Below are 24,538 nucleotides of genomic sequence, written 5' to 3'. Positions count from 1 at the left end.
CACCCCTCCCCGTCCCAGACCGGTTCGCGCGCGGCCAGCCATCCCCCAATGGCTGGCCGCAACTTTTTGGGGGATGCGTGATCAGCCCTGTGAGGACCAAGGCACGCGCGCGGCGGTGAAATCGCGCCACGTGCCTTGCAAGGCGGGCTTGATGCCGATCGATGCACGCGCCTGCCAGCCGGCGATCGCGGCGGCGGCGATGGCGCTGTCGGGCTCGGCTCCAAGCCCGTCGAGCAGCGAAGCCGTGACCGCCATGTCGTTGTAGGTGCCGAGCTCCTCCTGCAGGCCGGCGAGTCTGCGGGCAAATTTCCTCGCGGACTTGCGATCGGCAAATAGCGGCAGCAGAAACTCGCTGAGATAACGCAGCCGCTTCGTCGAGAGTCGCACCCGGTGCAGCTCCTCCATCGTGAGCGACTTGAAGCGGCGGCCGCGCTTGAGCACCTTGGCGTACTGCTCCGACAGAATGCGCTGCGCGAAGTTGACGGCGGGCTCGGCGAGCCGGCCGAGATCTTCTGCGGCGACGTCGTTGCGCCAGCCTCGTGTCTCGATCCAGTTGCCGAGGCCGATCAGGAACATGGCACAGCGGCGATCGTCGAGCGCGTGATGGGCCTTGCGATAGGCGTCGGACTGGCGCCCGGCCGCAGCCCGGCCGAGCGCATCGAAGCCTGCGATTGAAGGGCAAGCCTTCGCGATCGTCGGCAAGGTCTCGCGCTGGAACACATCCCAGTCGCGCGCGGCGGACAGGTCCTGCGCCAGCCAGCGCGCCTCCGACCGCAGTGCGTCGAGATTGCTGAGCGCGCCGACCGAGCGCATCAGGTCGAGCGCCGATCGAATCCGGCGCAGCGAGACGCGCAGCTGATGCACGCCTTCCGGATTGCGCCCGTCCTCGGCCGCCGGCAGCGACTGAAGCAGATGCAGGAAGCACGAGCGCAGGATCGTCGCGAAGGCTTCGTCGAGCATCACCGACGGATCGAGGCGAAGTTTTCGCGGGCGTCGTGCCGAGGGCGGCACGCCCGCGGCAAGGTCGAAGCCGCGCGCCGACTTGCTGCGGATGGACGGCTTCACTGCGCCGTGCTCGGCAAGCCGCAACGCGACCTCGTAGATCGTGCTCGCGCTGCCGCTCTTGAGCTCCAGCTCGATCTCGCTCACCGGCAGCGATCGATCACTTGCCGTCAGCACGCCATGATCGAACGCAACTTCAACGGTGCCGGACGGCAGGTCGATCATCCGCGCGTGACGGTGGACGTCGGCGGTGAAGACGGCTTCGAGCGGCTGCGCTTCGAGATGGCTGCGAAGCTTCTCCGGAATGAAAGGCATCGCCAGAGCGAGATCGGGCGCAAGCGAGGCCACGCCCGTCTCCCACTCGCCGCGGCGCAGCGGATCGTCCGCTGCATCGGTCTTCACGGTCTGCACGAAGCGCGCGCCGATCTGGCGAACGCGCAGGCTCAGGCCGTTGCGCCGAAGCATCCGATCGGGCGTGTCATAGTAGACGGATTTGAGGTGTTTTCGCGAGCCCTTGTTGCGCGCATTTGCCGCGATGACCGGCGCGACGTTGAAATGCGCCATGCGATCGGCATCGACGAGCAGCTTGAGCTCGATTTCATGGGGATGTGCGGCAAGGCTCGACCGAGTTGGTTCCGGAGCAGGCGGGGCATCTTGCGATGGCGTCTGATCACTCACAGCGCCCTCGACGATCGCAGGTTCCGCGCCGGGCTCGGCCGGTTCAATCTGCCTGAGAAAGCCCGCGACGACTTGCGTCCTCTTGTTGTCCTTCGGAACAGGATTTCCGTCCGGCGCACTCGGGGTTTTGCGAGCCGGTGTTGGGTCCGATTTCAGCATTTACGATGACATGACAGTTTAATGACAGGACGACAGCATATAGCCCGTCAGGCCGGCGAGGAATAGTCACGTAGTCGCGCTGCCTGATCATCGACACGACGTGCCAGACGCAGAAATCCTGCAAGGCTTGTCACAATTCGGCGTGCCATTACGAACGAAATTGCCCGCGAGCGCAGCAAGTGATCGATTTGACGAGCGAAATTCGCTGTTCTCGAAACCGAAACGAACGCATCAGCGAGTTTGACTCATGCTAGCCGAAAAATTCTTCCTGGTTCTGGAGACGCTTCCGATGACCGGCCGGGAATTATGACAAGCCCTGGGCGGTCTGCCGCGGTTCCGGAGATCGCGGCCGGTTCGCGGCGCAGCAGGCTGGTTGCGGAGGATCGCCCCTAGGAGCGATCCCGCCACCTCATGTCTGGCAGGTGCAAGATGTGATCGACGCACGCGCTTGTCAGCGTGCGAGGATGTTCTTGTAGACCTTGCCGCCCTTCATGATCACCACAAAATTCTTCGCGGGATCTTCGATGAGCTTGATGTTGTCGAGCGGATTGCCGTCGACCAGCAGGAGATCGGCGAACGCGCCCTCCTCGACCACGCCGAGCTTGCCCGGATAGGGATTTCGCGGACCCGACAGGCTCAGCAATTCGGCATTGGCCGACGTCGCCATGGCCAACGCTTCGGCCGATGTGTACCAGCGCGTGAGCGCGGCCAGCATGGCGCCCTGTCGATCCGCCAGCGCCTGCGAGAACAGGACGTCGGTGCCGAACGCGGTCTTGATGCCGTACTTCTTCGCGAGCGCATAGACGCGGTCGGTTCCGGCGACCACCTGCCTCATCTTGTCCTGCTCCGCAGGTCCGAGCGCGGCTGCACCGGAGATATCCAGGAACGGTTGCGTGCTCAACCAGATCCCCTTCTCCGCAATCAGCTTTGCGCTCGCCTCGTCCATGAGATGACCATGCTCGATGCATCTGACGCCGGCCGCGACCGAGCGCTGGATCGCGACCGATGTATAGGCGTGCGTAGCAACATAGGTGCCCCAATTGTCGGCGGCTTCGACCGCCGCGCGCAGCTCGGGCTCGGTGAAGGTGGAGACGTCGAGCGGGCTGAAGGGCGATGCAACGCCGCCGCCTGCGGTGAGCTTGACCTGCGAGGCCCCTTGCATGAGCTGCTCGCGCGCGCGCACACGCACCTCGTCCGGACTGTCGGCCACCATGCTGCCGCCGATCCGCTCCATGCGGCTGAGCATGCCGCCGATGGTTCGCGGCAGATCGGAGAGCTGGCGGAAGTCGCCGTGACCGCTGGTGACGGTGATTATGGCGCCGGAGGGATAGATGCGGGGACCTGCGACGAGGTCCTCGTCGATGGCCTGCTTGAGGCCGAAGCTCGGCCCGCCCATGTCGCGCACGGTGGTGAAGCCGCGCATCAGCGTGGCCGTCGCCTCGCTGGCGGCGAGCAGGTTGTTATAGCCGATATCGCCCGCAAGCGCGGCCATCGGCGTCGGGCGCACCAGCATCGCGTGCCAATGCGCATCGATCAGTCCCGGCATGAGCACGCGGCCGCCGCCGTCGATCACCTGACCGGCGGCCGCGATGTCCGCGGTCGAGATCTTCTCGATCTTCCGATTTCTGACCAGGACGTTGGACGCGACTGACAGCGCGGCGCTCTTACCGTCGAATATCCGGACGTTGCGAAACAGGACGACGGAGTCCTGCTGGGCCGGCGCCGAGGACGCGCTGCCGAGGACCATTGCAACGGCCGCAAGCAGCGTGGCGATTCCGGACACTCTGGCCGGCATCCTCAAACCCAACATGGCCGGCCTCCGCTGAGGTGCAGGGCTACGCGAGGGGGGTGATGGCAGGCACGCAACTTCTACGTGCCATTTGACGCCGACGTCTGGCCGCCGTCAACTGGCCACGGCGGCAAATATGCAGTCCTGCCATCTGCATTGACGAGAGGTCGCCGCGGTCGGGCTCCAATTTGAATCAAAGAGATATCGCCGCGTGCGAAATCAGGAACGCGCCCAGCGCGTCCGCGAGGTCCGCACGCCTCACTCTGCCGCTTCAAGATTGGCCGGTTTGTCGATGTCGCCGAGCGGAGACACCGCAGGGCCGTTGAGCGCGGTGCCATCCGGGGCGAATTGCGAACCGTGACACGGGCAATCCCAACATTGCTCGAGCGCATTCCAGTGCACGACGCAGCCGAGATGGGTGCAGCTTGCCGAATGCAGATGCAAATGTCCGTTCCGGTCCCGGCATGCTGCGATCTTCTTCAGGCCGCTGCGGACGAGGCGCCCCTCTCCGGGGCGAAGATGTTCGACGCCCGCGATCTCGCTCGCCGTCAGATACTCCGCGAAATTCTTCAGCGGCGTGATGTTCTCGCTGATGAATTCGCCGATGTTCTTCTGAATCTTGCGTGCCGGGGCGTAGACCTCCTCCCACGGGCTCGCGCCGGTCATGACGAGATCCGCAATCAGCATGCCCGCCACCAGCCCGTTCGTGATGCCCTGTCCGGAGTCTCCGCTGACGATGAAGAGGTGCTCCTCACCAGGGCTGCGGCCAATGAAGCCGACGAAATCGCTCGGCTCCAGGACCTGACCTGACCATCGGTGAGTGACCTCGCGCAGCGCCGGCAATCGCTCGCGCGCCCAGCGTTCGAGCGCGGCAAGACGCTGTGCGCCGTCGTCCGCTTCACCGGACTTGTGATCTTCGCCGCCGATGATGACGAGGTCCTCCTCCGCGGAGAGCGGCTGAAGCCTGACATAGTGATAGGGATCGAGCGTGTCCCAATACAGCGCATCCTTCAGTGTGCCGGCCGGGATTTTGGCGGCGAGCGCATAAGTGCGGTAAGGCGCCTGCTTGGTATGGATCGCCACCTGCACATTGACCGGCGAATTCGTCGCGACGACCACATCGGCGGCGTGGACCTCGTAGCCCGAGGCGGTCGTCACGATCATGTCGCCACGCTCTTGCCGGATGCTTTCAACGCAGGTGTCGGCATAGAGCTGCGCCCCGCGGCGCTGAAGGGCGCCGGCTAGGCCAGCAAGATATCTGGTCGGGTGCAGGCGCGCCTGGCGGGCAAAGCGCAACGAGCGCACCAGACCCCCAGAATGGAATACGGTTGGCTCGGCGCAATTTTCGGCGGGGATCCCGAGCTTGCGACAGCAAGCCAATTCCTCATCCAGCTCGGATGCTGGCGTTTCGGGCGCCTGCACCCAGTAACCGTCGACACGCCGAAAATCGCAATCGATGTGCTCGTCGCGCTGAATGGCCTCGGCGCGGTCGATTGCGGCTTCGACGCTCTGATAATAGTGCCGCGCACAATCTGGGCCGCGGACCCTGACCAATTCGCCGTAGCCATCGTCGAGCGCCGTCGCCAGATGCGCCGTGGTGCGCGCCGTCATCCCGCTGCCAATGCCGCCGCGATCGAGCACGGCGACCGAACGTCCATGGCAGGCCAGTTCATAAGCCACCGACAGCCCGGCTATTCCGGAGCCGATGACAACGACGTCGACGCCCACGGTGCGCGACAGCGCGGGGGCATCCGCGACCGAAACATCCATCCAGAGCGATCGCGTGTACTCGTCCCGTACGTTCATGATGCTGCTCCTTCGAAAAAGAGAACAATGGGGCAGAACGCGAGTTCCTACCCGCCCTGCGGAGCGCAAACGCCGTCGAAAGTCACGGCGTTTGATTAGGAACATTCGTCGCGCTCGCGCTTGAACCGGCATGAAAGATCCATCACCAGGGATGCGCAGGGCATTACGTCATGCCCAATTGTACGGTCACTTGCTCGTCCGAAATGACAGGCTGTATTACCCAGGAGGTAACCATCCCATCTGCTCGGTGCAGCTTGCACGGGAGATGGTCAGGTCAGGATGGATGACGAAGCGAGGCGGCGAGTACGAGATCACCCCAGACGGGCAGCTCGCCGCAGAACGCGAACTCAGCCATTGACGCGGGACCGCTGCCCTGGCGGCGCTTCCCGGCACTAGCGATCGGTGCGGATCAGACGCCCAGCACGTCCGCAAGCCGCAGCTCGTCGGCGGCGGGGTCCTTCAGGAACAGCTCGTCCTCGATCTCGGTCAGATGCGAGAGCATCTGCGCGCGCGCAGCCTGCTTGTCGCGCTTGCGGATCGCGGCGACGATGCCGGCGTGATGATCGGTGCCGCAAGCGGGCGTGTCGTGGCGGCGGTACAGCAGGATGATGAGCGAGGAGCGCGCGATCAGCTCCTTGAGGAAGCCGAGATAGATACTGTGGCCGCTCATCTCGGCGACGAGCTTGTGAAACTCACCGGAAAGCCGAACCGAGGCGCGCGCGTCGCCGCGCAGCTCGGCCTCGCGTTCCTCGGTAAGATGTTGCTGGAGACGATCGAGCCAGGCCGGCGACATCGCGTCGATGGCGTGATCGACGATGGTGGGCTCGATCAGGCGCCGCGCCTCGAACACCTCGCGAGCATCGGCGGGCGTGGGGCGCGCGACGAACGCGCCGCGGTTCTTCTCGATGTTGACGATGCCCTCATGCGCAAGTTGCTGCAGCGCGGTGCGGACCAGGGTGCGGCTCGCGCCGTAGATCTCGCCGATCTCGTCCTCGCCGAGCTTCGTGCCCGGCAGCAGGCGATGCTCGAGGATCGCGGCGGTTACGCCCTCCCGGATGCGGCTGACCCGATCGCTCGCGTCTGGCGCGTCGGATTTGGGGCGGGACTTGGCGGCCATTGGTTCGAGAGTTGGGCTTGAGGGCTCGGTCGACGACGTTCGCTTTCGAATGTTAGTCGACGACCTGTATCCAATCACAGGCGAAACTTTATACAATCTTCGCCTATTTTGTGTGCAAACAACTGTGCAGGCGGCGGGCAGCCCGGATGCACCGGATTCGATCTAACGATCTGACTCCGCTGCACAGTTTTAAGAAATCGGCGGACCGAAGCTGGTTGGCACGGACCTTGCGGAGAGAGGCCGGAAGCACCGCCCCTCCTCGGACACGCCATGGCCACTCCCGCCGCTCTCGAACTGGTCGCCGTCACCAAGCGCTACGACACGACGCTGGCGGTCGACACCGTCAATTTGAAGATCCCGGCCGGCACCTATTGCTGCCTGCTCGGCCCGTCCGGCTGCGGCAAGACTTCGACCCTGCGGATGATCGCGGGCCACGAGGCGGTCAGCGAGGGCGACATCATCCTCGGCGCGCAGAACGTCACCGACCTGCCGCCGGCCGAACGCGGCACCGCGATGATGTTCCAGTCCTACGCGCTGTTTCCGCATCTGAGCGTGATCGACAACGTCGCCTTCGCCCTGAAGATGCGCGGCATCGACAAGCCGACGCGGCACAAGCGCGCCGGGGAACTGCTCGAGCTGGTCGCGATGAGCCAATATGCGGGCCGTCTCCCGGCCCAGCTCTCCGGCGGCCAGCAGCAGCGCGTTGCGCTCGCCCGCGCGCTGATCACCGAGCCGCAGATCCTCCTGCTCGACGAGCCCCTCTCCGCGCTCGATCCGTTCCTGCGGGTGAAGATGCGCGGTGAATTGAAGCGGCTGCAGCGCGAGCTCGGCATCAGCTTCATCCAGGTCACCCACGGCCAGGAAGAGGCGATGGCGCTCGCCGACCATATCGTGGTGATGAACCACGGCCGGATCGAGCAGCAGGGCACCGCGCGCGACATCTTCCACCATCCCCGCACCGAATTCGTGGCGCGCTTCATCGGCGGCCACAACGTGCTCAGCGACGCCGGCAAGCTGATCGCCGTGCGGGCCGATCAGCTCGGCATCGCGCCGTTCACCGACGGCGCCTTCGGCGCGCCGGCGCGGCTGATCCAGACCGAGTACCAGGGCTCTTACATCGCCGTCTCGCTCACGCTCGACGACGGCACCGCCCTGTTCTCCCACGTTCCCGAAGCCACTTTCGACGTCCACCCGTTCCGTCCGGGCGATCGCGTGCTGGCCACCTGGGATCCCGCCAAGGCGCAACGCCTGCAATAGCGCCAATCGATCACTGGAATGCGCAACAGAGGAGTGACTGACATGAGCGAGACCATCAGGACAAAGGGCGTCAGCCGCCGCACGCTGCTCAAGGGAACCGCCAGTCTGGCCGGCCTTGCCGCCGGCTCCGGCGCCATCACCGGCTTTCCCTATGTGAAGTCGGCCGAGACCAAGGTGCTGCGCTATCTCGGCACCGCCGTGAACGAGGGCGACGACATCTCCAAGCAGTGCCTGAAGGACACCGGCATCAAGATCGAATACATCACCGCGACCACCGACGACGTCACCAAGCGCGTGATGACCCAGCCGAACTCCTTCGACGTGCTGGACACCGAATATTTCTCGCTGAAGAAGATCGTGCCGTCGGGCAACATCCTTGCGCTCGACGCCAGGAAGATCAAACAGTTCGACAACATCACGCCTGTCTTCACCAAGGGCGAGACGCCCGGCGGCAAGAAGATCGGCGGCCAGGGCACCGCGCCCTGGAAGGTGCTCTATCTCGAAGGCAAGGACTCCAAGAAGTTCGCGACGTCGGCGACTGAATTCGTCACGCTGATCCCGACGGTCTACAACGCCGACACGCTGGGCATCCGCCCCGACCTCATCAAGCGCCCGATCGGCTCCTGGTCCGAGCTGCTCAACCCCGAATTCAAGGGCAAGGCCTCGATCCTCAACATCCCCTCGATCGGCATCATGGACGCCGCAATGGTCGTGGAAGCCACCGGCAAATACAAATACGCCGACAAGGGCAACATGACCAAGGAAGAGATCGATCTCACCATGAAGGTGATGACCGAGGCCAAGAAGGCCGGCCAGTTCCGCGCGTTCTGGAAAGACTTCAACGAGAGCGTCAACCTGATGGCATCAGGGGAAACCGTGATCCAGTCGATGTGGTCGCCGGCAGTGACCAAGGTCCGCTCGATGGGCATTGCCTGCACCTTCCAGCCGCTGAAGGAAGGCTATCGCTCCTGGGCGTCGGGCTTCTGCGTCTCCAAGGGCGTGTCGGGCGCGAAGCTCGAATGGGCTTATGAGTTCGTGAACTGGTTCCTGTCCGGCTATGCCGGCGCCTATCTCAACCGCCAGGGCTACTACTCCGCCGTGCTCTCCACCGCGAAGGCGCATATGGAGCCCTACGAGTGGGCCTATTGGATGGAAGGCAAGCCGGCCGAGAAGGACATCAAGGCACCCGACGGCTCGCTGCTCGAAAAGGCAGGCGCCGTGCGTGACGGCGGCTCCTATGAGGACCGCATGGGCGGCGTCGCCTGCTGGAACGCGGTGATGGACGAGAACGACTACATGGTCCGCAAGTGGAACGAGTTCATCGCAGCGTAACCGACATGTCGGAAGAAGTTCTGCAACAGGCGCCCCCGGGCTTGATCCCGGGGTCGGGCACAGCGCGCGCCGCAAAGCCGACGCGCCTGTCGCCGTCCTTCGTGTCCTGGCTTCAGGCCGGGCCGATGATGCTGGTGTTTCTCGCCTTCTTTCTCATTCCGCTGGTGTTCGTCGTCATCGTCTCGTTCTGGGACTACAACGAATACCAGTTGCTGCCGGCGTTCTCGGGCCGCGGTTACACCGACACGTTCGAAGGCTGCATCGCGCAGCTGCCCGATCTCTGCACGATCGGGCGAACCTATGTCATGACGCTGAAGCTGTGCTTCCTGGTCTGGGCGATCACGCTGTTCATCGGCTTCTGGGTCGCCTATTTCCTCGCCTTCCACGTCAAGTCCAAGACCTGGCAGATGGGATTGTCGCTGCTCTGCACGATCCCGTTCTGGACCTCCAACGTGATCCGCATGATCGCCTGGATCCCGCTGCTCGGGCGCAACGGCTTGGTCAATTCCGGCCTCGTCAAGACCGGCCTGATCAACCACCCGCTGGAATGGCTGCTGTTCTCCGAATTCTCGGTGGTGCTGGCGCTGGTGCACCTCTTCACCTTCTTCATGGTGGTGCCGATCTTCAATTCGATGATCCGCATCGACAAGTCGCTGATCGAAGCCGCCTATGATGCCGGCGCGACCGGCTTCCAGACGCTTGTCAACGTCATCATCCCACTGGCAAAGCCGGGCATCGTGATCGGCTCGATCTTCGTCATCACCATCGTGATGGGCGACTTCATCACCATCGGCGTGATGGGCGGCCAGCAGATCGCAGCTGCCGGCAAGATCATCGAGACGCGGGTCAACGCGCTGCAATTCCCGGCCGCCGCGGCCAACGCCGTGATCCTGCTCGCGATCACCTTCCTGATCATCACCATGATGTCGCGCATCGTCGACATCAAGAAGGAGCTCTAGAGCATGAAGGAAGGACGCCCGCGTTCGTTCTACGTGCTCGCGATCTTCTTCGCGGCCTATGTGCTGTTCCTCTACGGGCCGATGATCGCGATCTACGTGCTGTCGTTCCAGGGGCAGCAGGGCGGCCTCACCTTCCCGATGAATGGCGTGTCGACCTTCTGGATCGCAAAGCTGTTCCAGGGCACCGGCATCGTCGATCTCGGCGCGGCTTTCCGCCGCTCGCTCCTGCTCGGCGTGATCGTGATGATCGTCACCGTCGTGCTGTCGGTCGCCGCCGGCATGGCCTTCCGCAGGAAGTTCAGGGCGCAGAGCATTCTGTTCTATTCGGCGATCGCGAGCCTGATCGTGCCTTCGATCATCACCTCGCTCGGCATCTCACTTGAGTTTCGCATCATCGACGATCTGATCAAGGCGCATTGGAACGAGAATTTCGAGACCTCGATGGGCCTGCTCACATCGGGTCTCGGCGCACACCTGACCTGGACGTTGCCGTTCGGCCTGCTCATCATGTTCGCGATCTTCAACCGCTTCGATCCCCGCCTCGAGGAAGCCGCGCGCGATCTCGGGGCGACGCCGTGGCAGACGTTCCGCCATGTCGTGCTGCCGATCATCCTGCCTTCCGTGATTGGCATCGGCCTGTTCGGCTTCACGCTGTCCTGGGACGAGCTCGCCCGCTCCAGCCAGGCGATCGGGGCGGTGAATACGCTGCCGCTCGATCTGCAGGGCCTGACCACCACGGTGACGAATCCCGACATCTATGCGCTCGGCACAGTGATCTCGGCTGTCTCGTTCACGGTGATCACGCTTGCGCTCGGCACCATCCACATGCTCAACAAGCGGCAGGCGGCCAAGGGTTCGGACGCCGGCAAAGGCCTTGTCTGAGAAGGGACTTGTCTGCGAAGGGACTCGTCTGATCGAAATGCGACTGCACATCGTCAATCCCAACACCACTGTTACGATGACGGCGAAGATCGCCGCTGCAGCGCGCAGCGTCGCCCTGCCCGGCACGGTGATCGTCGCGCGGCAGCCGACGATGGGCCCGGTCTCGATCGAGGGATTTTACGACGAGGCCTTCGCCGTGCCCGGCATGCTCGGCTGCATCCGCGAGGCCGACCACGATGGTGCGGAGGCCCACATCATCGCCTGCTTCGACGACACCGGCTTGGATGCCGCGCGCGCCGTCGCGAAGGCGCCTGTGATCGGCATTGGAGAGGCCGGCTTCCACATGGCGAGCCTGGTCGCCGCGCGCTTTGCCGTGGTGACGACGCTCGGTGTCTCCATCGTGCCGATCGAACATAATCTGCGGAAATACGGCCTCGCTGATCGCTGCGCCCGCGTGCGCGCCGCCGAGGTCCCGGTGCTGGCGCTCGAGGAGCGCAACACGGACGCGCTCGCAAAGATCTCCACGGAGATCACGGCCGCGATCCGCGACGACCGGGCGGAAGCCATCGTGCTCGGCTGCGCCGGCATGGCCGATCTCGCCGCTGAGCTCGCCACTGCCCACGGCCTGCCCGTGATCGACGGCGTCGCTGCAGCGGTGACGCTGGCGGAATCACTGGTGCGGCTGGGCCTGAAGACCTCCCGGCTCGGACCCTATGCGGCACCGCGCGCGAAGACCTATTCCGGGCCGTTTGCGCCGTTTCAACCTTGATTCCCGCGCCAGGGCGGAGCCTTGGAGGCCGCAAGGCCCGCTGATTCCTGGTTTTTTGGCCCTTAGCCTCTTTTTGGTCCCATTCCTTGCGGAAACGTAACACTTTCGGGACGCCCCGGCGACCTCTGGTTGCCGGTCTTCGCCACTCACCAAGTTTCAATTTGGGTTTTGTCAGCGATGATCGATCTCGCCCAGGACACACCGTCGAACCCCCTGCTTCGCCTTGGCGCCCAGCCCATCGCGCTGACCGCCGCTGCGCTCCTGCTCCTGATCGCGGGGGTTACCTCGATCACGATCTGGCGGGCCTATACCGGCGCCGCTCCTGAAGCCGACCGGGTGGTGGCATCGCGGCAGCTCCAGGCCCGCACGGCCCAGGCCTCCGAGCAGCTGGTCGAGAAGACCAAGGGACTGGAGGCGACCCAGCAGGAATCGATCGACCAGCTCCAGGTCGTGCAGGACCAGCTCCAGACGATGAAGCGGCTGATGGCGGCGCAGCAGGCCGACACCAAGCGCCTGTCCGAACAGGTCGCATCGCTGAACGAGTCCATCGACGGCCTAAGGCAATCGTTTGCCAGCGCACGGGCGACCGAGGTTGAAACGCCCTCGGTTACCCGCAGGAAACCGGCGCGGCACCGTGTCCACGCCAGTGCGCGAAAGCGCTCGCGCGGCTGAGCGTCCGCCACGCGGTGGAACTTTTATTTTCGCGACTTGTGAACTGGATCACATTCAGGCGAATGATTCCGCGCGATGGTCGCCCTTACCGGATGGCGTGAGCCGATTTCAATGTCCGGGGCTGGCAAGGTCGTTGACGGTATACTGCGTCAACGGCCTTGTTTTTTGTGGGCCCCTACTCGCAGACGTCCACGCGGCGGATACGCCAGCCCGCTGGCGTCATGACGCGCTTGCGCGACACGTAGCAGCCGCCATAACCGTCGTTGTAGTCACCGTAGCCGGTACGATAATAGGTGGGACCGCCGTAATAGGGGTAGCCGTAGCCGTAATAACCGCCGTAGAAGCCGGCGCCGGCGATGCCCGCCCCGATCGCAACTCCGGGCCAGAAGCCGCCGCCATGCCAATGGCCGCCATGGCCCCAGCCGCCACCGCCATGACCCCAGCCGCCATGGCCACCGCCATGCCCAAATCCCCCTGCGTGGGCCACCTGCGGTGTCGACAGCCCGACTGCCGCGACGGCCAGCGCCGCCATCATCATCCTACGTAACATCACTTGATCCTCCGCGTGGACACGCTCCACGCTTCAAAGCAGGGTCAAGCTAACGTCACTTGGGCATTCGGGACAGCCACGCTGTCTCACTTCCGCGCGAGGATCAGCAGCCGCGGCAGATGCTCTTGAGCTTCTTGTCGAGCATACGATTCTCGGCATTGACGGTGGCATCAGCGCCACCGCCTGTGCCGCTGCCGGTCGTAACTCCGGAGCCCGGGCCGGACGACTGAGCCGTACCCAGGCTGTTGGTGCCGGGCGGTGGAGCCGGCGAGTTGGCGACGCCTCCGCTCGATCCGACGGAGCCTTCCGCCGATCCCGCGGCGCCTCCGGTCGATCCGGCAGAACCGCCACTCGCCTGCGCGAACGCGACGGCCGGCATCGCCGCAAGGGCGAAGATCACCATCATGGTCTTGATTGAGACGGTTGCAGGCGATGCGGCCATGAGACTTCTCCTTTACCGGTCAACCGCCGCGGCAAAGGCCGGTTCCGGAACAAATGCCGTCACATCAGCTTGAAAGCGAGGAGGCTCTTTCACGATGACCGATCGCGATCCTTTTGCAGAAGGCGAACGCGCCGCGCGCGACAACATGCCGGCCGAGGCCAATCCCTACACCGACGGCAGCGACGAGCACGCGCTCTGGGCTGCCGGCCACGAGAAGGTTGCAGGCGCGATCGAAGCGCGCGAATCCGAGGGAAGCTGAGCCTCAACCGATCCGCTTCAGGCCCTTCTTGAAGCGCGGACCGTTGGCCACGTAAAACCTCGCCGCGCTCCCCATCTTCTGCACCTGGGCGTCGTCGAGCGTGCGGATCACGCGCGCCGGTGAGCCGATGATGAGGGAACGTTCGGCAAACTCCTTGCCCTCGGTGATGACGGAACCGGCTCCGACGATGCTGTTGCGGCCGATCTTCGCCCCGTTCATCACGATCGAGCCCATGCCGATCAGCGCGCCCTCTTCGATGGTGCAGCCGTGAAGGATGACATTGTGGCCGACCGTACAGTTCCGGCCGATGTGAAGCGGAAAGCCGAGATCGGTGTGGCAGGTCGAGCCGTCCTGCACATTGGCGCCCTCGCCGATCTCGATCCACTCATTGTCGCCGCGCAGCACCGCGCCGAACCAGACGCTCGCACCCGGCTTCAGGCGCACGCGGCCGATCACGGTGGCGGTCTCGGCGATGAAATAATTGCCGTCGGCGGGAAGGTCGGGCGCCTGCCCGTCGAGCTCGTAGATCGCCATGGAGGTCTCCTGTCGCGTTGAGCACTGGCATAGCCAAACGGCAGCCGCGACGCAAAGGCCCCGCGCCGGCAGCGCTCAATGCGCGGGCGTCAGCCCAGAACGCCGGCCGCGCGCAGCGTCATCAGGAAGAAGGTGCCGCTCATCATGCTCCAGAAGCCGGCGATGAGGGTCGCCATCATCACGAATTCGGCACGGCGGCTTTCCACCCGCATGCCGCGCAGCGTGTTGCGCATGATGATGAAGGGCGCGGCAAACACCAGGAACGGCACCGCAGCGAAGGTCTTCGGCGCCACGCCGTCCTGCAACAGGCCGAAGCCGGCGGGCCGCTGCGCCAGCGCCTGGTATCCGTTCACGAGCGCGCCCGCGAGCGCGAAGCCAATGCAGATCGAGAAGAAGGTGTTGAAAGCTTCAGGTGTCATCGGAACGGTCCGCCCTTACGCAACGCCGAGCATTCCTGTGACAAATGGAGCCGGTTAACGCTACATTATCCTTAAGGGAAGGTTAACGCCGCCGTCCTGTCCACGCAGGGCCGTCCCCGCCCCCCGCGGCCGGGAACGCTGCGCGAAATCGCCGCCGCATGGCATATTCGCCGCTGATTCGTCGGCCACCGGCCGATGTCCGGCTCGACCTCGCGCAAGCTCATGACGGTGTTTTCGGCAGCTCCCCATAGGTCCCCCCGCACGCGCACCTCGGCGCATGCCGTCCCGATCGTGCTCGGCGGCATTGCTGCGGTCTGCGCGGTCGCGCTTGTCGCCTATCTGTTGTGGCCGACCTGGGGCACCCGCGGCGCGAACGCCCCGGACAAGCTGCCGGTGAGCGTCGGCGGCACGCTGTTCAACCTGCCGGTGACGGCGATCCGCATGAAGATCCAGCGGCACTCCGGGCCGCAGGAGCGCATCGATCTCGACTTCCTCTATCCCTCTCTCGAGCCGCCCGGCGCGCCGAAGCACGTCACCGCCGACACGGTGGAAGCGGCGGTGCAATCGATCGACCGCATCTTCCTGTCGATCACAGCCCATCACGATGCGCTCTCGCCCGAGGAGCGGACAGCCACGATCTATCCGCGCTATCTCGACCAGGCCGCAGCGATGCCCGCGGACGGCCTGACGATGCGGATGTTCCGGACTGAGTCCCCTTACGGCAGCGAAGACTTCTATTCCGCTGCAAGCCCCGCGCTGACCGCGCGCTGCACCCGCGATGCGTCAACGCCAGGCATGTGCCTGTCCGAGCGCCGCGTCGGCGGCGCCGACCTCACCTTCCGCTTTCCGCGCAGCTGGCTGTCCCAGTGGCGCGAGGCGGCGGAGGCGATGGACAGGCTGACGGCGCAGCTGCGCGGACCGAAGGGGTGAGCGTGGCCGCGAGATCGGCTTGCAGGCCGGGCTCAACCCCTCACCGAACAAAATCTCGAAGAACAACCCCATGCACAGTAGCCAAGTCACGGCCGTACTTCGTATTTTCAGATATTCTCTATTTCCGAATTAAAGCTTGACCCATCGGGCAAAACCCGTGGGGATCTCAAGGCCACATCATCCACACTTGATGCGGGCAGGCTCAATCCTGCCCCTTCCGCGCCCGATAAAGGCTCGGCGTCGTGCCGACCGCCTTGCGGAAGGCGCGGTTGAAATTGGCCTGCGAGGAAAATCCCGCGGCAAAGGCGATATCGACCAGCGGGCGATCGCTGGTCGATAGGAGCCGCTTGGCGAGATCGAGGCGCTGACGGCTGACATATTCGTGCGGTGCAGTTCCGGTCGCCGCCTTGAAGCTGCGGGAGAAATGCGCCGGGCTCATGCAGGCCACCGATGCGAGATCCTTCACGGTGAACTCGCGCTCGACGGATGCGTCGATGAATTCCGTGACGCGCGACAGGCGCCTCGCATCGAGCGGTTTCTGCACGGCATAGGATTGCTTCAGCCGGACTGAACTGGCGGCGTAGCTGTGCACCAGATGGGCGGACAAGGCCCGCCCCAGGCTTTCGATCAAAAGGCGGCCTGTGGAGGTCTCCTGCGCGAGCTCCGCGAGAATGCGGTCCGCGACGTGCTCGATGAACAAGTCCCGATCGATCGTCTCGTAACGGATGGACATGCCCGAGGGATCGATGTCGAGATCCCTGAGCATGGTATCGTCGAACGGCTTGCCCGGAAGAAAGAGATGCAGGCATTCCTGCATCTGGTTCTCGACGCGGATGAAGTCTTCGCGGATGCCGGCCGGGCAGAGCCAAACGGTGCCTCTCCTGCCGAAGGTGCGCTGCCGCATACCGGCGCCTTCGCGGTCGACGACCGAACTGCCGCGCAGCAATATCGCGATCTCGGTGTCGCGCGGCAATTGCGGAGGGAGATCGCCCGGCTCATGACTCCATCGCTCGGCCAGGAGATGCCCCCACTGCCGGTCGTTGGACGTCTGGAGCATTCTGCCGGTAACATATTTATCGACAGAGTTGCCAAGCATACCCATCGGAAATCTCCGCCAGATCACGCGATGTATGGGTAGAGAGGTATTGCCGGTTCCAGCAACTAGCATGCCAGACAACCGGCAGGGCGTCCACCGGCCGAGAGCAGTCCGGGACAACAACACCGCACGTTTTGAAAAGCCAAGGCGGGTCCGGCCGCCGCATCCTTCGGACCGTCTTGAATCAGGAAGCGGAGAGATCCATGGCGAGGTCCACGGTCATAGGCGCATGCCCCCACGACTGCCCCGACACCTGCTCCATCCTGACCACGGTCGAGGACGGCAAGGCGATTGCCGTCCGCGGCAATCCCGATCACCCGTTCACGCGCGGACGGCTCTGCGTCAAGGTCAACAATTACGAGGAGCGCGTCTACAGCGACAAGCGCATCCTCCATCCGCTGAAACGGGTCGGCCCGAAGGGCTCCCGGCAATTCCAGCGGATCTCCTGGGACGAAGCCATCGACACCATCGCATCGCGCTGGACCTCCGTGATCGCCGAGCACGGCGCGCAGGCGATCCTGCCCTACAGCTATCTGGGCACGCAGGGCATCATCAACGGGTTGAATGTCGGAGATCCCCTCTTCAACAAGCTAGGTGCGACAGTGCTGGAGCGCACGTTCTGCGACTCCGCCTCGTGCACAGCGTACATGATGACGATCGGGCACACGCCCGGCGTCGACCCCGAAAGCTTCGTGCACTCGAAATACATCATCCTGTGGGCCTGCAACACGCTGAGCACGAACTCGCATCACTGGCCGTTCATCGAGCAGGCAAAGAAGGCCGGCGCCAAGCTCGTCGTGATCGATCCCGTCCGCACCCGCACCGCGCGCCTCGCCGACTGGCACATTCCGATCCGGCCCGGCACTGACGCCGCGCTCGCGCTGGCGATGATCCACGTCATCATCAAGGAGAACCTTGTCGATCGCGACTACGTCAACAAATACACCGTTGGCTATGAGGAGCTGGCCGAGCGGGCCGCGACCTACACCCCCGAATTTGCCTCGCAGGAAACTGGCATTCCCGTCGACGACATCCTCAAGCTGGCCAGAGAATTTGCGACCACATCGCCCGCCGTCGTACGCATCGGCGTCGCGGTCGAGCGGCATGCCGGCGGCGGCCAGACCGTGCGTGCGATCGCCTGCCTTCCGGGGCTGATCGGCGCCTGGAAGCATGTCGGTGGCGGCCTGCTCCAGCTGCCAATCTGGGCCTTCCCGGTCAGATGGGACGTGCTGATGCGGCCCGATCTGCAGCCAGAGACAATGCGCGTGCTCAATTCCTGGCGGCTTGGAGCTGCGCTGACCGGCGAGCTCGGCTTCGACCCACCGGTCAAGGCGCTGTTCGTCTACAACGCCAACCCGATGGCGATGGTGAGCGAACAGGCCAAGCTCGAAAAAGGGCTCGAACGCGAGGATCTCTTCACCGTCGTCAGCGAGCACTTCCTGACCGACACCGCCAGATATGCCGACATCGTTTTGCCCGCAACCACGCAGCTCGAGCAGAAGGACATCATGTTCTCCTGGGGGCACCTTTACCTCTCCTACAACAACCAGGCGATCGCGCCGCTCGGCGAAGCCGTCTCCAACACAGAACTGTTCCGCCGCCTGGCGCGCGCAATGGGCATCACCGACCCCACTTTCTTCCGGACCGACGACGAAATCATCGAAGCTTCGCTCGACTGGAGCAGCCCGGTTCTTGAAGGCATCACGCTCGACGGCGTCAAGACCAAGGGCTATGCGCGCCTCAACATGCCGGCGCCCGCCGACTGGGCGCCGCATCGCGAGGGCAATTTCCCGACCGCCTCCGGCAAGTGCGAGTTCAAATCGACGATCGCGGGCGGCGGCAACTTCGTGGTGCCGCTGTTCCGCCAGGGCTACAACGGCGACCAGGATGCCACGCCCGTGGATCCCCTGCCCCACTACATCCCGCCGAACGAGAATCCGCGCACGGCGCCGGTGCTCGCGACGCGCTACCCGCTCAGCCTGATCTCGCCGAAGAGCCACGCCTTCCTGAACTCGAATTACGGCAATCTTCCCGCGCAAACCGCCCAGGCCGGCGAAGAACAGGCGGTGCTTCTCAATCCCGATGATGCCGCACAGCGCGGGATCGTCGCCGGCGCGCCCATTCGCGTGTTCAACGATCGGGGCTCATTCGAAGCCTTTGCGACCGTTTCGTCCGACATCATGCCTGGAGTCGTGGTGGCGCCGTCCGGTTACTGGCAGCGGTCCAATCGCAAGGGCGCGACGGTCCACGTTCTGACGCCGCCGGCGTTCGCCGACCTCGGCCGGGCCCCGACATTCTCCGACATCCTCGTCCAAGTCAGCGGGGCGTGACGATGACTTATGTGGTCACCGACAATTGCCGGGGGTGCCGATACACCGAATGCGTCACGGTGTGTCCCGTCGAGTGTTTTCACCTCGATGAGTCGATGACCTATATCGATCCGGAAAACTGCATCGACTGCGGCGGCTGCGCGCCGGCCTGCCCGGTCGGTGCGATCGAGCCCGACTATCGCCTCGCAGCCGACAAGAAATTCTGGATCGACGTCAACCGCAAGCGCGCCGCCGAAACTCCCGTCATCAGCGCGCGCCTGGTGCCTCTGCCGGGCGCCGACGAACGCCGCCTGGCGCTCGGCCGATGACGGGCGGGACGCGCGTCGCCGTCGTCGGGAGCGGACCGAGCGGCTTCTATACGGCCGAGGCCCTCTTGCGTTCCGGTACATCTGTGACGGTTGACATGTTCGAACGGCTCCCGGTGCCGTACGGGCTGGTGCGGTTCGGCGTGGCGCCCGACCACCCGAAGCTCAAGCAGGTGACGGCAGCGTTCGACCGCATCGCCGCCATGCCCGGCTTTCGCTTCATCGGCGGTGTCACGGTCGGAGACGATGTCACGGTCGACGAGCTGCGTGAGGCCTATGACGCCGTCGTGTTGGCAACGGGCGCCGAACTGAGCCGGCCGCTGGGCATTCCGGGCGAGGCTCTGCCCGGGAGCCACAGCGCCGGCGATTTCGTCGCGTGGTACAACGGACACCCCGATTTCGCCGATCTCAGCTTCAATCTCGACCATGAGGCGGCAATCATCATCGGTCACGGCAATGTCGCACTCGACGTCGCACGCATTCTCGCCAAGACCGCCGACGAGCTGCGACAGACCGATATCGCGCGCCACGCGCTCGAGGTGCTGGCGGCGAGCCGGATTCGCGAGATCTCCATCGTCGGCCGCGGCGGACCGGTGCAGGCCAAATTCAGCGCCAAGGAATTGCGCGATTTCCTCGAATTGAAGTCATGCGACACGCTCGTCAACGACCGCGATGTCACACCGAAGGACTTCGAACCGCAGCATCCCGCAGATCCGGAGCTGGTCGAGAAGCTGTCGCTGCTGCGCGGATTTTCGCAGCAGACCGCGACCAGGCCGCGCCGCTGTGTCTTTCGATTTGGCTTCTCGCCCTTCGCGATCCACGGACGAGACCGGGTGGAGACCCTCTCGGTGACGCACCGGTCCGGCGCCGTCGAGGACATCGCCGGCGGCCTCGTGTTCGGCAGCGTCGGCCGCAGGACGGCGCCCGTCACCGGCGTGCCCTACGACACACATCGCGGCGTTCATGCCAACGCCAATGGACGTGTCACGAACGGGCATTGCGTGATCGAGGGCCTCTATGCCTGCGGATGGAGCAAGCGCGGTCCGAACGGCACGATCGGCACCAATCGCGGCTGCGGCATCGCCACGGCAGAGGCCGTGCTGGCGGATCTTGCGCATCGGCGAGCGCGCCCGGACACGCCGGATGCGCTGCTGGCACGCGTCGTCGGCCGCGTCACCCGCGTCGTGAGCTATCCGGACTGGATGGTGATCGATACTGCCGAGAAATCCAGGGGAGCCCTGCTCGGCAAGCCGCGGGAAAAATTCGTCACAATCCCCGACATGCTCGCAGCGGTGGGCGCGTAACCCCGGAACCGATCGCGCCACCGGACCGCGCTAAAGCGCGATGCGATCAGGATGAATCGTCATCGCGCTTTAGGTTGTTGTTTAAGCATGATCTTTTCGGAAAACCGCTGCGCACTTTTCCGGACCACGCTCGCATCTATTCCTGATCGACGAGATCGTCCTCGAGGATCGCCATCTGGAACTGGAACGAGCGATCGTCGTCCTCGTCGTCGACGAAGAGCACGCCGATGAATTCCTCGCCGATATAGACTTCGGCGGAATCGTCCTTCTTCGGCCGCGGCACGACGCGGATCTTGGGATTGCCGAATACGCGCTTCAAATACGCATCTAACTTTCTGACTTCTTTGACGTCCACGGCAAGTCTCCGATCGAAAATGGTCGGCGGGTTTTAGGACGAGACGCGACGAACCGCCAGCATGAATTGCCAAAGAATTTGGGGATCGAAAGGGCCGGAAAACCGCCCCTTTTCGCCTTCAAAATCAGGTCTTAAAGCCCCAAGTCTCCCCCAAGTCTCAAAGCCCCATCGCGTTGATCATCTGATCCATGGTGCGCGACGGTTCGGCGCAGCCGGCCTCGCCGACGACCTTGGCAGGCACGCCCGCGACGGTGACGTTGTGCGGCACGGGCTTGACCACGACCGAGCCGGCGGCGATGCGCGCGCAATGGCCGATCTCGATGTTGCCGAGGATCTTTGCGCCGGCGCCGATCAGCACGCCATGGCGGATCTTCGGATGACGGTCCTCGTTCTCCTTGCCGGTGCCGCCGAGCGTCACGCCGTGCAGGATCGAGACGTCGTCCTCGATCAACGCCGTCTCACCGCAGACGAAGCCGGTGGCATGGTCGAGGAAGATGCCGCGGCCGATGCGCGCGGCGGGATTGATGTCGGTCTGGAACACCGCGGAGGCGCGGCTCTGCAGGTAATACGCAAAATCCTTGCGGCCCTTCAGCCAGAGCCAGTGCGCCAGGCGATGGGTCTGGATGGCGTGAAAGCCCTTGAAGTAGAGCAAGGGATCGATGAAGCGCGAGGTCGCGGGATCGCGATCGTAGACGGCCACGAGATCGGCGCGGAAGGCGTTGCCGAGATCGGGATCGTCGCGCAGCGCCTCGCCATAGGTCTGGCGCACGAGGTCGCCCGACAGCGCGGAGTGATCGAGCCGGTCGGCGACGCGGTGGATCACCGAATCTTCCAGGCGGCTGTGATGCAGCACCGTCGAATAGATGAAAGTCGCAAGCTCGGGCTCGCGACGGACGATGTCCTCCGCTTCGCCCCGGATCCGGTCCCAGATCGGATCGAGCGATGCGAGCTTTCCTCCCGGATTGACCTGATGCACTGCCATGGATTTGCTCTTTGGGATTTGCTCTTTCGAGTGGGCTCGTTTTGCCGGCTTTATAGCATAGTCTAAGCGACGAAGTCCTGAACCGGCTTGCCTGAGAGTGAACAGCGCCTTGCCCTGCCAAAGCATGCCAAGACGTTGAAACACAACAGTTTCTTCGAAGCCCCCAAGCGGCAAGGTCGGCTCAAAGTGGTCAGAGTTTTGCCAAATTCAAGTCGGGCGGCGTCAAACTATTGGTGAATTCTCTCCCGACCGTTATTGCGAGCATGGTTCGGGGCGAGGACGGGGAACAAATTTGAGCATCACCACCGATCAATTGCGCGCGCGCGCCGCGGGCTCGCTTTGGCTGCGTCTGGCGGCGGTGGCCCTGCCCCTCCTGATGATCGCGCCGGCATTCTGGAACGGCTACCCGCTGTTGCAATGGGATACCGGCGGCTATCTGGCGCGCTGGTACGAGGGGTATCTCGTCCCCAGCCGCTCCACGGTGTTCGGCCTCTACCTGCACTATGGCGAAAGTTTTGGTTTCTGGATCAACCTCGCGGTCCAGTCGCTGGCGACGCTGTGGCTGCTGCAGCTCACCCTGCGCGTGCTCTCGATGATGCAGACCTTCTGCTTCGTCGCGATCAGCCTTGGCCTGATCCTGTCGACCGCGCTGCCCTGGCTTGCGAGCATGCTGCTCACCGACATCTTTGCAGGACTCTCGATCCTGTCGCTGTTCCTGCTGGTCGTCGGCGCAAGCCGAACCTCGGCGCTCGAGAAAATCTCGCTGTTCGTCTTCACCGCCTTTGCCGCCGCCACCCACAGCGCCACGCTCGGCGTGCTGCTCGGTCTTTGCGTCGCGGGCTGGATGGCACGGCCGTTTCTGAGGGAGCGCCTACCGCTTGCGGGATTGGCGCAGGCCAGCCTCACCATCGTTGCGGGCGGCCTGATGCTGGTCTCGGCGAATTATGCGCTGTCCGGCAAGCTGGCCTGGACGCCCGGCGGTTACGGCGTCGCCTTCGGCCGCATGATGCAGGACGGCATCGTCGCGCGTTACCTCAGCGATCATTGCCCCCGCGAACGCTACAAGCTGTGTCCGTATCGCAATGAGCTGCCGGCGACGGCAGATGAGTTCCTGTGGGGCAAGAGCATGTTCAACACGCTCGGCCGCTTCGACGGCATGAACGAGGAGATGGGCTACATCGTCGTGCAGTCGCTCAAAGATTATCCGGCCTGGCAGGCCGGCGCGGCGCTGCGGGCGATGGGCCAGCAATTGCTGCATGTCGCGACCGGCGAAGGCACCAATGGCTGGATCCCGCACACCCGTGGCATCGTCGAGCGCTACGTCCCCGCGCAGGCCGCGTCGATGCGCTCCGCGCGACAGCAGAATTGGCAGCTCGACTTCACCGCCATCAACTGGCTGCACGTGCCGGTGGCGCTGGCCTCGATGCTGGCGCTGGTCGCGCTGCTCGGCCATGCGCTCGCGAACCGCCGGCTCGACGAGCTGACGCTGCTGGCGGCGACCGTGACGCTAGCGCTGCTCGGCAACGCCTTCATCTGCGCCGTCATCTCAGGCCCGCACGACCGCTACGGCGCGCGGATGGCATGGGTCGCCACCTTCGTGGTATTGACGGCGCTGGCGCGACGGTTTGGGGACGACATCAAAGCGCGATGAGATTGGGGTGATGCATCCCCGTTGCGAACGCAGGCGGCTTGCGGTCTCACGAATATTTGGCCAATCATGCTTGCCGCTTAGTCCAGCCGTAAGCTTGGCGGCACTTCACAGAGCCCCATGGAATAGTGACACATGGACTTCGAAAAGGCGGCAGCACTTGCAGGAGCCTGGGTGGACATTCTTTGCGAGGGACAGGCACGCATTATGCGTGAAGCCACCATTGCGAAACCCTACGGGTGGATATTTTTTTATCAATCCAACCAGTACCTCGATGCCGACGACTGTTCAGCAGTGCTTGTTGGTAACGCGCCGCTCATCGTGGACAGAAATACGGGTGAGTTACGTGTAACAGGCACAGCAAGGCCGCTGGAGCACTATTTGGCGGAGTACGAGAAAACACTCCCTCCTGCATCGCTTCAACGCACACCACAGCCTCCCACTTGGTAGCCGGCGCCAACGTCCAGAGCATCGGGGCGGAATGCCGCCTGTTTGGCCCTTTGCTGCCCCCGGCCCGCCTCGAGCTGAGGTCCGATAACCACCCTTAGCGGACTCCAAGACGCCGAAGGTCAGCAGCTGGCGCCGGAATTCCCGCCTGTTCCCAGGAACAAAATTTAATTTATTTAATTTATTTAATGTGATTTAATTGCCCTACCCTCCGGAGAAACTGCAATGCCAGACCAGGACGACGACCGACGGGAGTTCTTGAAGACCTGCGGAAAGTTCGCCGCCGTGACGCCGCCGACCATCACCCTTTTGCTATCAACGTCCCTCACGTCCAACGCGATTGCACAGTCTGGCGCGGGGGCTGTCCACCACGACCATCAGCACCATGGCAACAATGGCTGGGGCAACGGCGGCCGCGATGGCAGCCCCAACGGGAAGAACGATGGAGGCCGCTGAGCCGACGCGCGACCTCCGGAAGGAGACACAATGCAGCCCAGGCGCCGCGACGTAGATTG

The 24,538-nt window shown here is 64.0% G+C and carries 25 protein-coding genes; 14 read left to right on the top strand and 11 right to left on the bottom strand.

The genetic code is table 11. From position 1 onward, the window contains the following. Nucleotides 1-81 precede the first annotated feature (81 nt). From CV770_RS19925 to CV770_RS19905, 4 genes are all read right to left on the bottom strand, one after another. A complete protein-coding gene (locus CV770_RS19925) occupies nt 82-1,839 on the bottom strand; it encodes a CYTH and CHAD domain-containing protein (protein ID WP_104463514.1) in 1,758 nt (585 codons plus the stop codon). A 451-nt stretch (nt 1,840-2,290) separates the two neighbouring features. After that, entirely contained in the window at nt 2,291-3,649 is a 1,359-nt protein-coding gene (locus CV770_RS19920) for a metal-dependent hydrolase family protein (protein ID WP_091966297.1), read from the bottom strand. Nucleotides 3,650-3,886: 237 nt separating this feature from the next. Next, nucleotides 3,887-5,434: an FAD-dependent oxidoreductase gene (locus tag CV770_RS19915; protein ID WP_201759937.1), complete on the bottom strand. Its 1,548-nt coding sequence runs from the start codon at nt 5,432-5,434 to the stop codon at nt 3,887-3,889. A gap of 409 nt (nt 5,435-5,843) precedes the next feature. Further along, a complete protein-coding gene (locus CV770_RS19905) occupies nt 5,844-6,551 on the bottom strand; it encodes a GntR family transcriptional regulator (protein ID WP_091966294.1) in 708 nt (235 codons plus the stop codon). A 270-nt stretch (nt 6,552-6,821) separates the two neighbouring features. Here CV770_RS19905 and CV770_RS19900 point away from each other — a divergent pair, with 270 nt between their 5' ends. The 6 genes from CV770_RS19900 (at nt 6,822) to CV770_RS19875 (ending at nt 12,422) form a co-directional block, all read left to right on the top strand. After that, complete coding sequence (locus CV770_RS19900; RefSeq protein WP_104463512.1) at nt 6,822-7,808, top strand: ABC transporter ATP-binding protein; 987 nt, start codon at nt 6,822-6,824, stop codon at nt 7,806-7,808. A 42-nt stretch (nt 7,809-7,850) separates the two neighbouring features. After that, complete coding sequence (locus CV770_RS19895; RefSeq protein ID WP_201759936.1) at nt 7,851-9,140, top strand: ABC transporter substrate-binding protein; 1,290 nt, start codon at nt 7,851-7,853, stop codon at nt 9,138-9,140. 5 nt (nt 9,141-9,145) lie between these two features. After that, nucleotides 9,146-10,099, top strand: coding sequence for an ABC transporter permease (locus CV770_RS19890; protein ID WP_104463510.1), 954 nt, complete (start codon nt 9,146-9,148; stop codon nt 10,097-10,099). 3 nt (nt 10,100-10,102) lie between these two features. Then, nucleotides 10,103-10,981: an ABC transporter permease gene (locus CV770_RS19885; protein ID WP_104463509.1), complete on the top strand. Its 879-nt coding sequence runs from the start codon at nt 10,103-10,105 to the stop codon at nt 10,979-10,981. A 37-nt stretch (nt 10,982-11,018) separates the two neighbouring features. Next, nucleotides 11,019-11,750: an aspartate/glutamate racemase family protein gene (locus tag CV770_RS19880; protein WP_104463508.1), complete on the top strand. Its 732-nt coding sequence runs from the start codon at nt 11,019-11,021 to the stop codon at nt 11,748-11,750. A 177-nt stretch (nt 11,751-11,927) separates the two neighbouring features. Further along, a complete protein-coding gene (locus CV770_RS19875) occupies nt 11,928-12,422 on the top strand; it encodes a hypothetical protein (protein ID WP_104463507.1) in 495 nt (164 codons plus the stop codon). 175 nt (nt 12,423-12,597) lie between these two features. On the opposite strand, the gene CV770_RS19870 is transcribed toward CV770_RS19875, so the two are convergent. Together CV770_RS19870 and CV770_RS19865 are read right to left on the bottom strand one after the other, a co-directional pair. After that, nucleotides 12,598-12,972, bottom strand: a complete 375-nt coding sequence (locus tag CV770_RS19870) for a hypothetical protein (protein WP_104463506.1) — start codon at nt 12,970-12,972, stop codon at nt 12,598-12,600. A 103-nt stretch (nt 12,973-13,075) separates the two neighbouring features. After that, a complete protein-coding gene (locus CV770_RS19865; protein ID WP_104463505.1) occupies nt 13,076-13,414 on the bottom strand; it encodes a hypothetical protein in 339 nt (112 codons plus the stop codon). A gap of 94 nt (nt 13,415-13,508) precedes the next feature. On the opposite strand from CV770_RS19865, the gene CV770_RS42680 reads away from it, so the two are divergent. Continuing rightward, a complete protein-coding gene (locus CV770_RS42680) occupies nt 13,509-13,673 on the top strand; it encodes a hypothetical protein (protein WP_201759935.1) in 165 nt (54 codons plus the stop codon). 3 nt (nt 13,674-13,676) lie between these two features. On the opposite strand, the gene CV770_RS19860 is transcribed toward CV770_RS42680, so the two are convergent. Both CV770_RS19860 and CV770_RS19855 read right to left on the bottom strand, forming a co-directional pair. After that, nucleotides 13,677-14,207, bottom strand: coding sequence for a gamma carbonic anhydrase family protein (locus CV770_RS19860; RefSeq protein WP_104463504.1), 531 nt, complete (start codon nt 14,205-14,207; stop codon nt 13,677-13,679). An 89-nt stretch (nt 14,208-14,296) separates the two neighbouring features. Further along, nucleotides 14,297-14,626, bottom strand: a complete 330-nt coding sequence (locus tag CV770_RS19855; protein ID WP_018322105.1) for a DUF6949 family protein — start codon at nt 14,624-14,626, stop codon at nt 14,297-14,299. 222 nt (nt 14,627-14,848) lie between these two features. Here CV770_RS19855 and CV770_RS19850 point away from each other — a divergent pair, with 222 nt between their 5' ends. Further along, entirely contained in the window at nt 14,849-15,556 is a 708-nt protein-coding gene (locus tag CV770_RS19850; RefSeq protein WP_104463519.1) for a hypothetical protein, read from the top strand. A gap of 202 nt (nt 15,557-15,758) precedes the next feature. Here CV770_RS19850 and CV770_RS19845 read toward each other — a convergent pair whose 3' ends face one another. Beyond that, nucleotides 15,759-16,658 (bottom strand): AraC family transcriptional regulator, encoded by a 900-nt coding sequence (locus CV770_RS19845; RefSeq protein WP_245453803.1) that lies wholly within the window; start codon nt 16,656-16,658, stop codon nt 15,759-15,761. A 197-nt stretch (nt 16,659-16,855) separates the two neighbouring features. Between CV770_RS19845 and CV770_RS19840 the strand changes: the two genes are divergently transcribed. From CV770_RS19840 to CV770_RS19830, 3 genes are read left to right on the top strand one after another with little or no spacing between them, the layout of a single operon-like run. Next, the gene (locus CV770_RS19840; protein ID WP_104463503.1) at nt 16,856-18,982 is read left to right on the top strand and encodes a molybdopterin-containing oxidoreductase family protein; all 2,127 of its coding nucleotides are present in this window, start codon (nt 16,856-16,858) and stop codon (nt 18,980-18,982) included. 2 nt (nt 18,983-18,984) lie between these two features. Further along, the gene (locus tag CV770_RS19835; RefSeq protein WP_026202677.1) at nt 18,985-19,290 is read left to right on the top strand and encodes a ferredoxin family protein; all 306 of its coding nucleotides are present in this window, start codon (nt 18,985-18,987) and stop codon (nt 19,288-19,290) included. Then, a complete protein-coding gene (locus CV770_RS19830; RefSeq protein ID WP_104463502.1) occupies nt 19,287-20,591 on the top strand; it encodes an FAD-dependent oxidoreductase in 1,305 nt (434 codons plus the stop codon). Before CV770_RS19835 ends, CV770_RS19830 begins: the two co-directional genes overlap by 4 nt. 136 nt (nt 20,592-20,727) lie before the next feature. Here the strand turns inward: CV770_RS19830 and CV770_RS19825 are convergent, their stop codons facing one another. Then, the gene (locus CV770_RS19825; RefSeq protein ID WP_007602550.1) at nt 20,728-20,946 is read right to left on the bottom strand and encodes a DUF3126 family protein; all 219 of its coding nucleotides are present in this window, start codon (nt 20,944-20,946) and stop codon (nt 20,728-20,730) included. Between the two features lie 157 nt (nt 20,947-21,103). Then, nucleotides 21,104-21,928 carry a serine O-acetyltransferase gene (cysE, locus tag CV770_RS19820; RefSeq protein ID WP_091966282.1) on the bottom strand — a complete coding sequence of 275 codons (825 nt, stop codon included), beginning with the start codon at nt 21,926-21,928 and terminating at the stop codon, nt 21,104-21,106. Between the two features lie 292 nt (nt 21,929-22,220). On the opposite strand from cysE, the gene CV770_RS19815 reads away from it, so the two are divergent. The 3 genes from CV770_RS19815 (at nt 22,221) to CV770_RS19805 (ending at nt 24,479) form a co-directional block, all read left to right on the top strand. Next, the gene (locus CV770_RS19815; RefSeq protein WP_201759934.1) at nt 22,221-23,579 is read left to right on the top strand and encodes a hypothetical protein; all 1,359 of its coding nucleotides are present in this window, start codon (nt 22,221-22,223) and stop codon (nt 23,577-23,579) included. 132 nt (nt 23,580-23,711) lie between these two features. Continuing rightward, nucleotides 23,712-24,026, top strand: coding sequence for a YrhB domain-containing protein (locus CV770_RS19810; RefSeq protein ID WP_104463501.1), 315 nt, complete (start codon nt 23,712-23,714; stop codon nt 24,024-24,026). A 222-nt stretch (nt 24,027-24,248) separates the two neighbouring features. Next, nucleotides 24,249-24,479, top strand: a complete 231-nt coding sequence (locus CV770_RS19805; RefSeq protein ID WP_104463500.1) for a hypothetical protein — start codon at nt 24,249-24,251, stop codon at nt 24,477-24,479. Nucleotides 24,480-24,538: the final 59 nt, after the last annotated feature.

Origin of the sequence: Bradyrhizobium sp. AC87j1, from assembly GCF_002936975.1 — a bacterium.
Classification (GTDB): domain Bacteria; phylum Pseudomonadota; class Alphaproteobacteria; order Rhizobiales; family Xanthobacteraceae; genus Bradyrhizobium; species Bradyrhizobium shewense.
Note: the sequence above shows the minus strand (reverse complement) of the source record. Positions and strands in the feature narration are given on the sequence as shown.

What these genes read in the sequence shown, in the direction of transcription:
- CV770_RS19925 (WP_104463514.1), bottom strand. Translation starts at nt 1,839, where the DNA reads ATGCTGAAATCGGACCCAACACCGGCTCGCAAAACCCCGAGTGCGCCG.
- CV770_RS19920 (WP_091966297.1), bottom strand. Translation starts at nt 3,649, where the DNA reads ATGTTGGGTTTGAGGATGCCGGCCAGAGTGTCCGGAATCGCCACGCTG.
- CV770_RS19915 (WP_201759937.1), bottom strand. Translation starts at nt 5,434, where the DNA reads ATGAACGTACGGGACGAGTACACGCGATCGCTCTGGATGGATGTTTCG.
- CV770_RS19905 (WP_091966294.1), bottom strand. Translation starts at nt 6,551, where the DNA reads ATGGCCGCCAAGTCCCGCCCCAAATCCGACGCGCCAGACGCGAGCGAT.
- CV770_RS19900 (WP_104463512.1), top strand. Translation starts at nt 6,822, where the DNA reads ATGGCCACTCCCGCCGCTCTCGAACTGGTCGCCGTCACCAAGCGCTAC.
- CV770_RS19895 (WP_201759936.1), top strand. Translation starts at nt 7,851, where the DNA reads ATGAGCGAGACCATCAGGACAAAGGGCGTCAGCCGCCGCACGCTGCTC.
- CV770_RS19890 (WP_104463510.1), top strand. Translation starts at nt 9,146, where the DNA reads ATGTCGGAAGAAGTTCTGCAACAGGCGCCCCCGGGCTTGATCCCGGGG.
- CV770_RS19885 (WP_104463509.1), top strand. Translation starts at nt 10,103, where the DNA reads ATGAAGGAAGGACGCCCGCGTTCGTTCTACGTGCTCGCGATCTTCTTC.
- CV770_RS19880 (WP_104463508.1), top strand. Translation starts at nt 11,019, where the DNA reads ATGCGACTGCACATCGTCAATCCCAACACCACTGTTACGATGACGGCG.
- CV770_RS19875 (WP_104463507.1), top strand. Translation starts at nt 11,928, where the DNA reads ATGATCGATCTCGCCCAGGACACACCGTCGAACCCCCTGCTTCGCCTT.
- CV770_RS19870 (WP_104463506.1), bottom strand. Translation starts at nt 12,972, where the DNA reads ATGTTACGTAGGATGATGATGGCGGCGCTGGCCGTCGCGGCAGTCGGG.
- CV770_RS19865 (WP_104463505.1), bottom strand. Translation starts at nt 13,414, where the DNA reads ATGGCCGCATCGCCTGCAACCGTCTCAATCAAGACCATGATGGTGATC.
- CV770_RS42680 (WP_201759935.1), top strand. Translation starts at nt 13,509, where the DNA reads ATGACCGATCGCGATCCTTTTGCAGAAGGCGAACGCGCCGCGCGCGAC.
- CV770_RS19860 (WP_104463504.1), bottom strand. Translation starts at nt 14,207, where the DNA reads ATGGCGATCTACGAGCTCGACGGGCAGGCGCCCGACCTTCCCGCCGAC.
- CV770_RS19855 (WP_018322105.1), bottom strand. Translation starts at nt 14,626, where the DNA reads ATGACACCTGAAGCTTTCAACACCTTCTTCTCGATCTGCATTGGCTTC.
- CV770_RS19850 (WP_104463519.1), top strand. Translation starts at nt 14,849, where the DNA reads ATGACGGTGTTTTCGGCAGCTCCCCATAGGTCCCCCCGCACGCGCACC.
- CV770_RS19845 (WP_245453803.1), bottom strand. Translation starts at nt 16,658, where the DNA reads ATGGGTATGCTTGGCAACTCTGTCGATAAATATGTTACCGGCAGAATG.
- CV770_RS19840 (WP_104463503.1), top strand. Translation starts at nt 16,856, where the DNA reads ATGGCGAGGTCCACGGTCATAGGCGCATGCCCCCACGACTGCCCCGAC.
- CV770_RS19835 (WP_026202677.1), top strand. Translation starts at nt 18,985, where the DNA reads ATGACTTATGTGGTCACCGACAATTGCCGGGGGTGCCGATACACCGAA.
- CV770_RS19830 (WP_104463502.1), top strand. Translation starts at nt 19,287, where the DNA reads ATGACGGGCGGGACGCGCGTCGCCGTCGTCGGGAGCGGACCGAGCGGC.
- cysE (WP_091966282.1), bottom strand. Translation starts at nt 21,928, where the DNA reads ATGGCAGTGCATCAGGTCAATCCGGGAGGAAAGCTCGCATCGCTCGAT.
- CV770_RS19810 (WP_104463501.1), top strand. Translation starts at nt 23,712, where the DNA reads ATGGACTTCGAAAAGGCGGCAGCACTTGCAGGAGCCTGGGTGGACATT.
- CV770_RS19805 (WP_104463500.1), top strand. Translation starts at nt 24,249, where the DNA reads ATGCCAGACCAGGACGACGACCGACGGGAGTTCTTGAAGACCTGCGGA.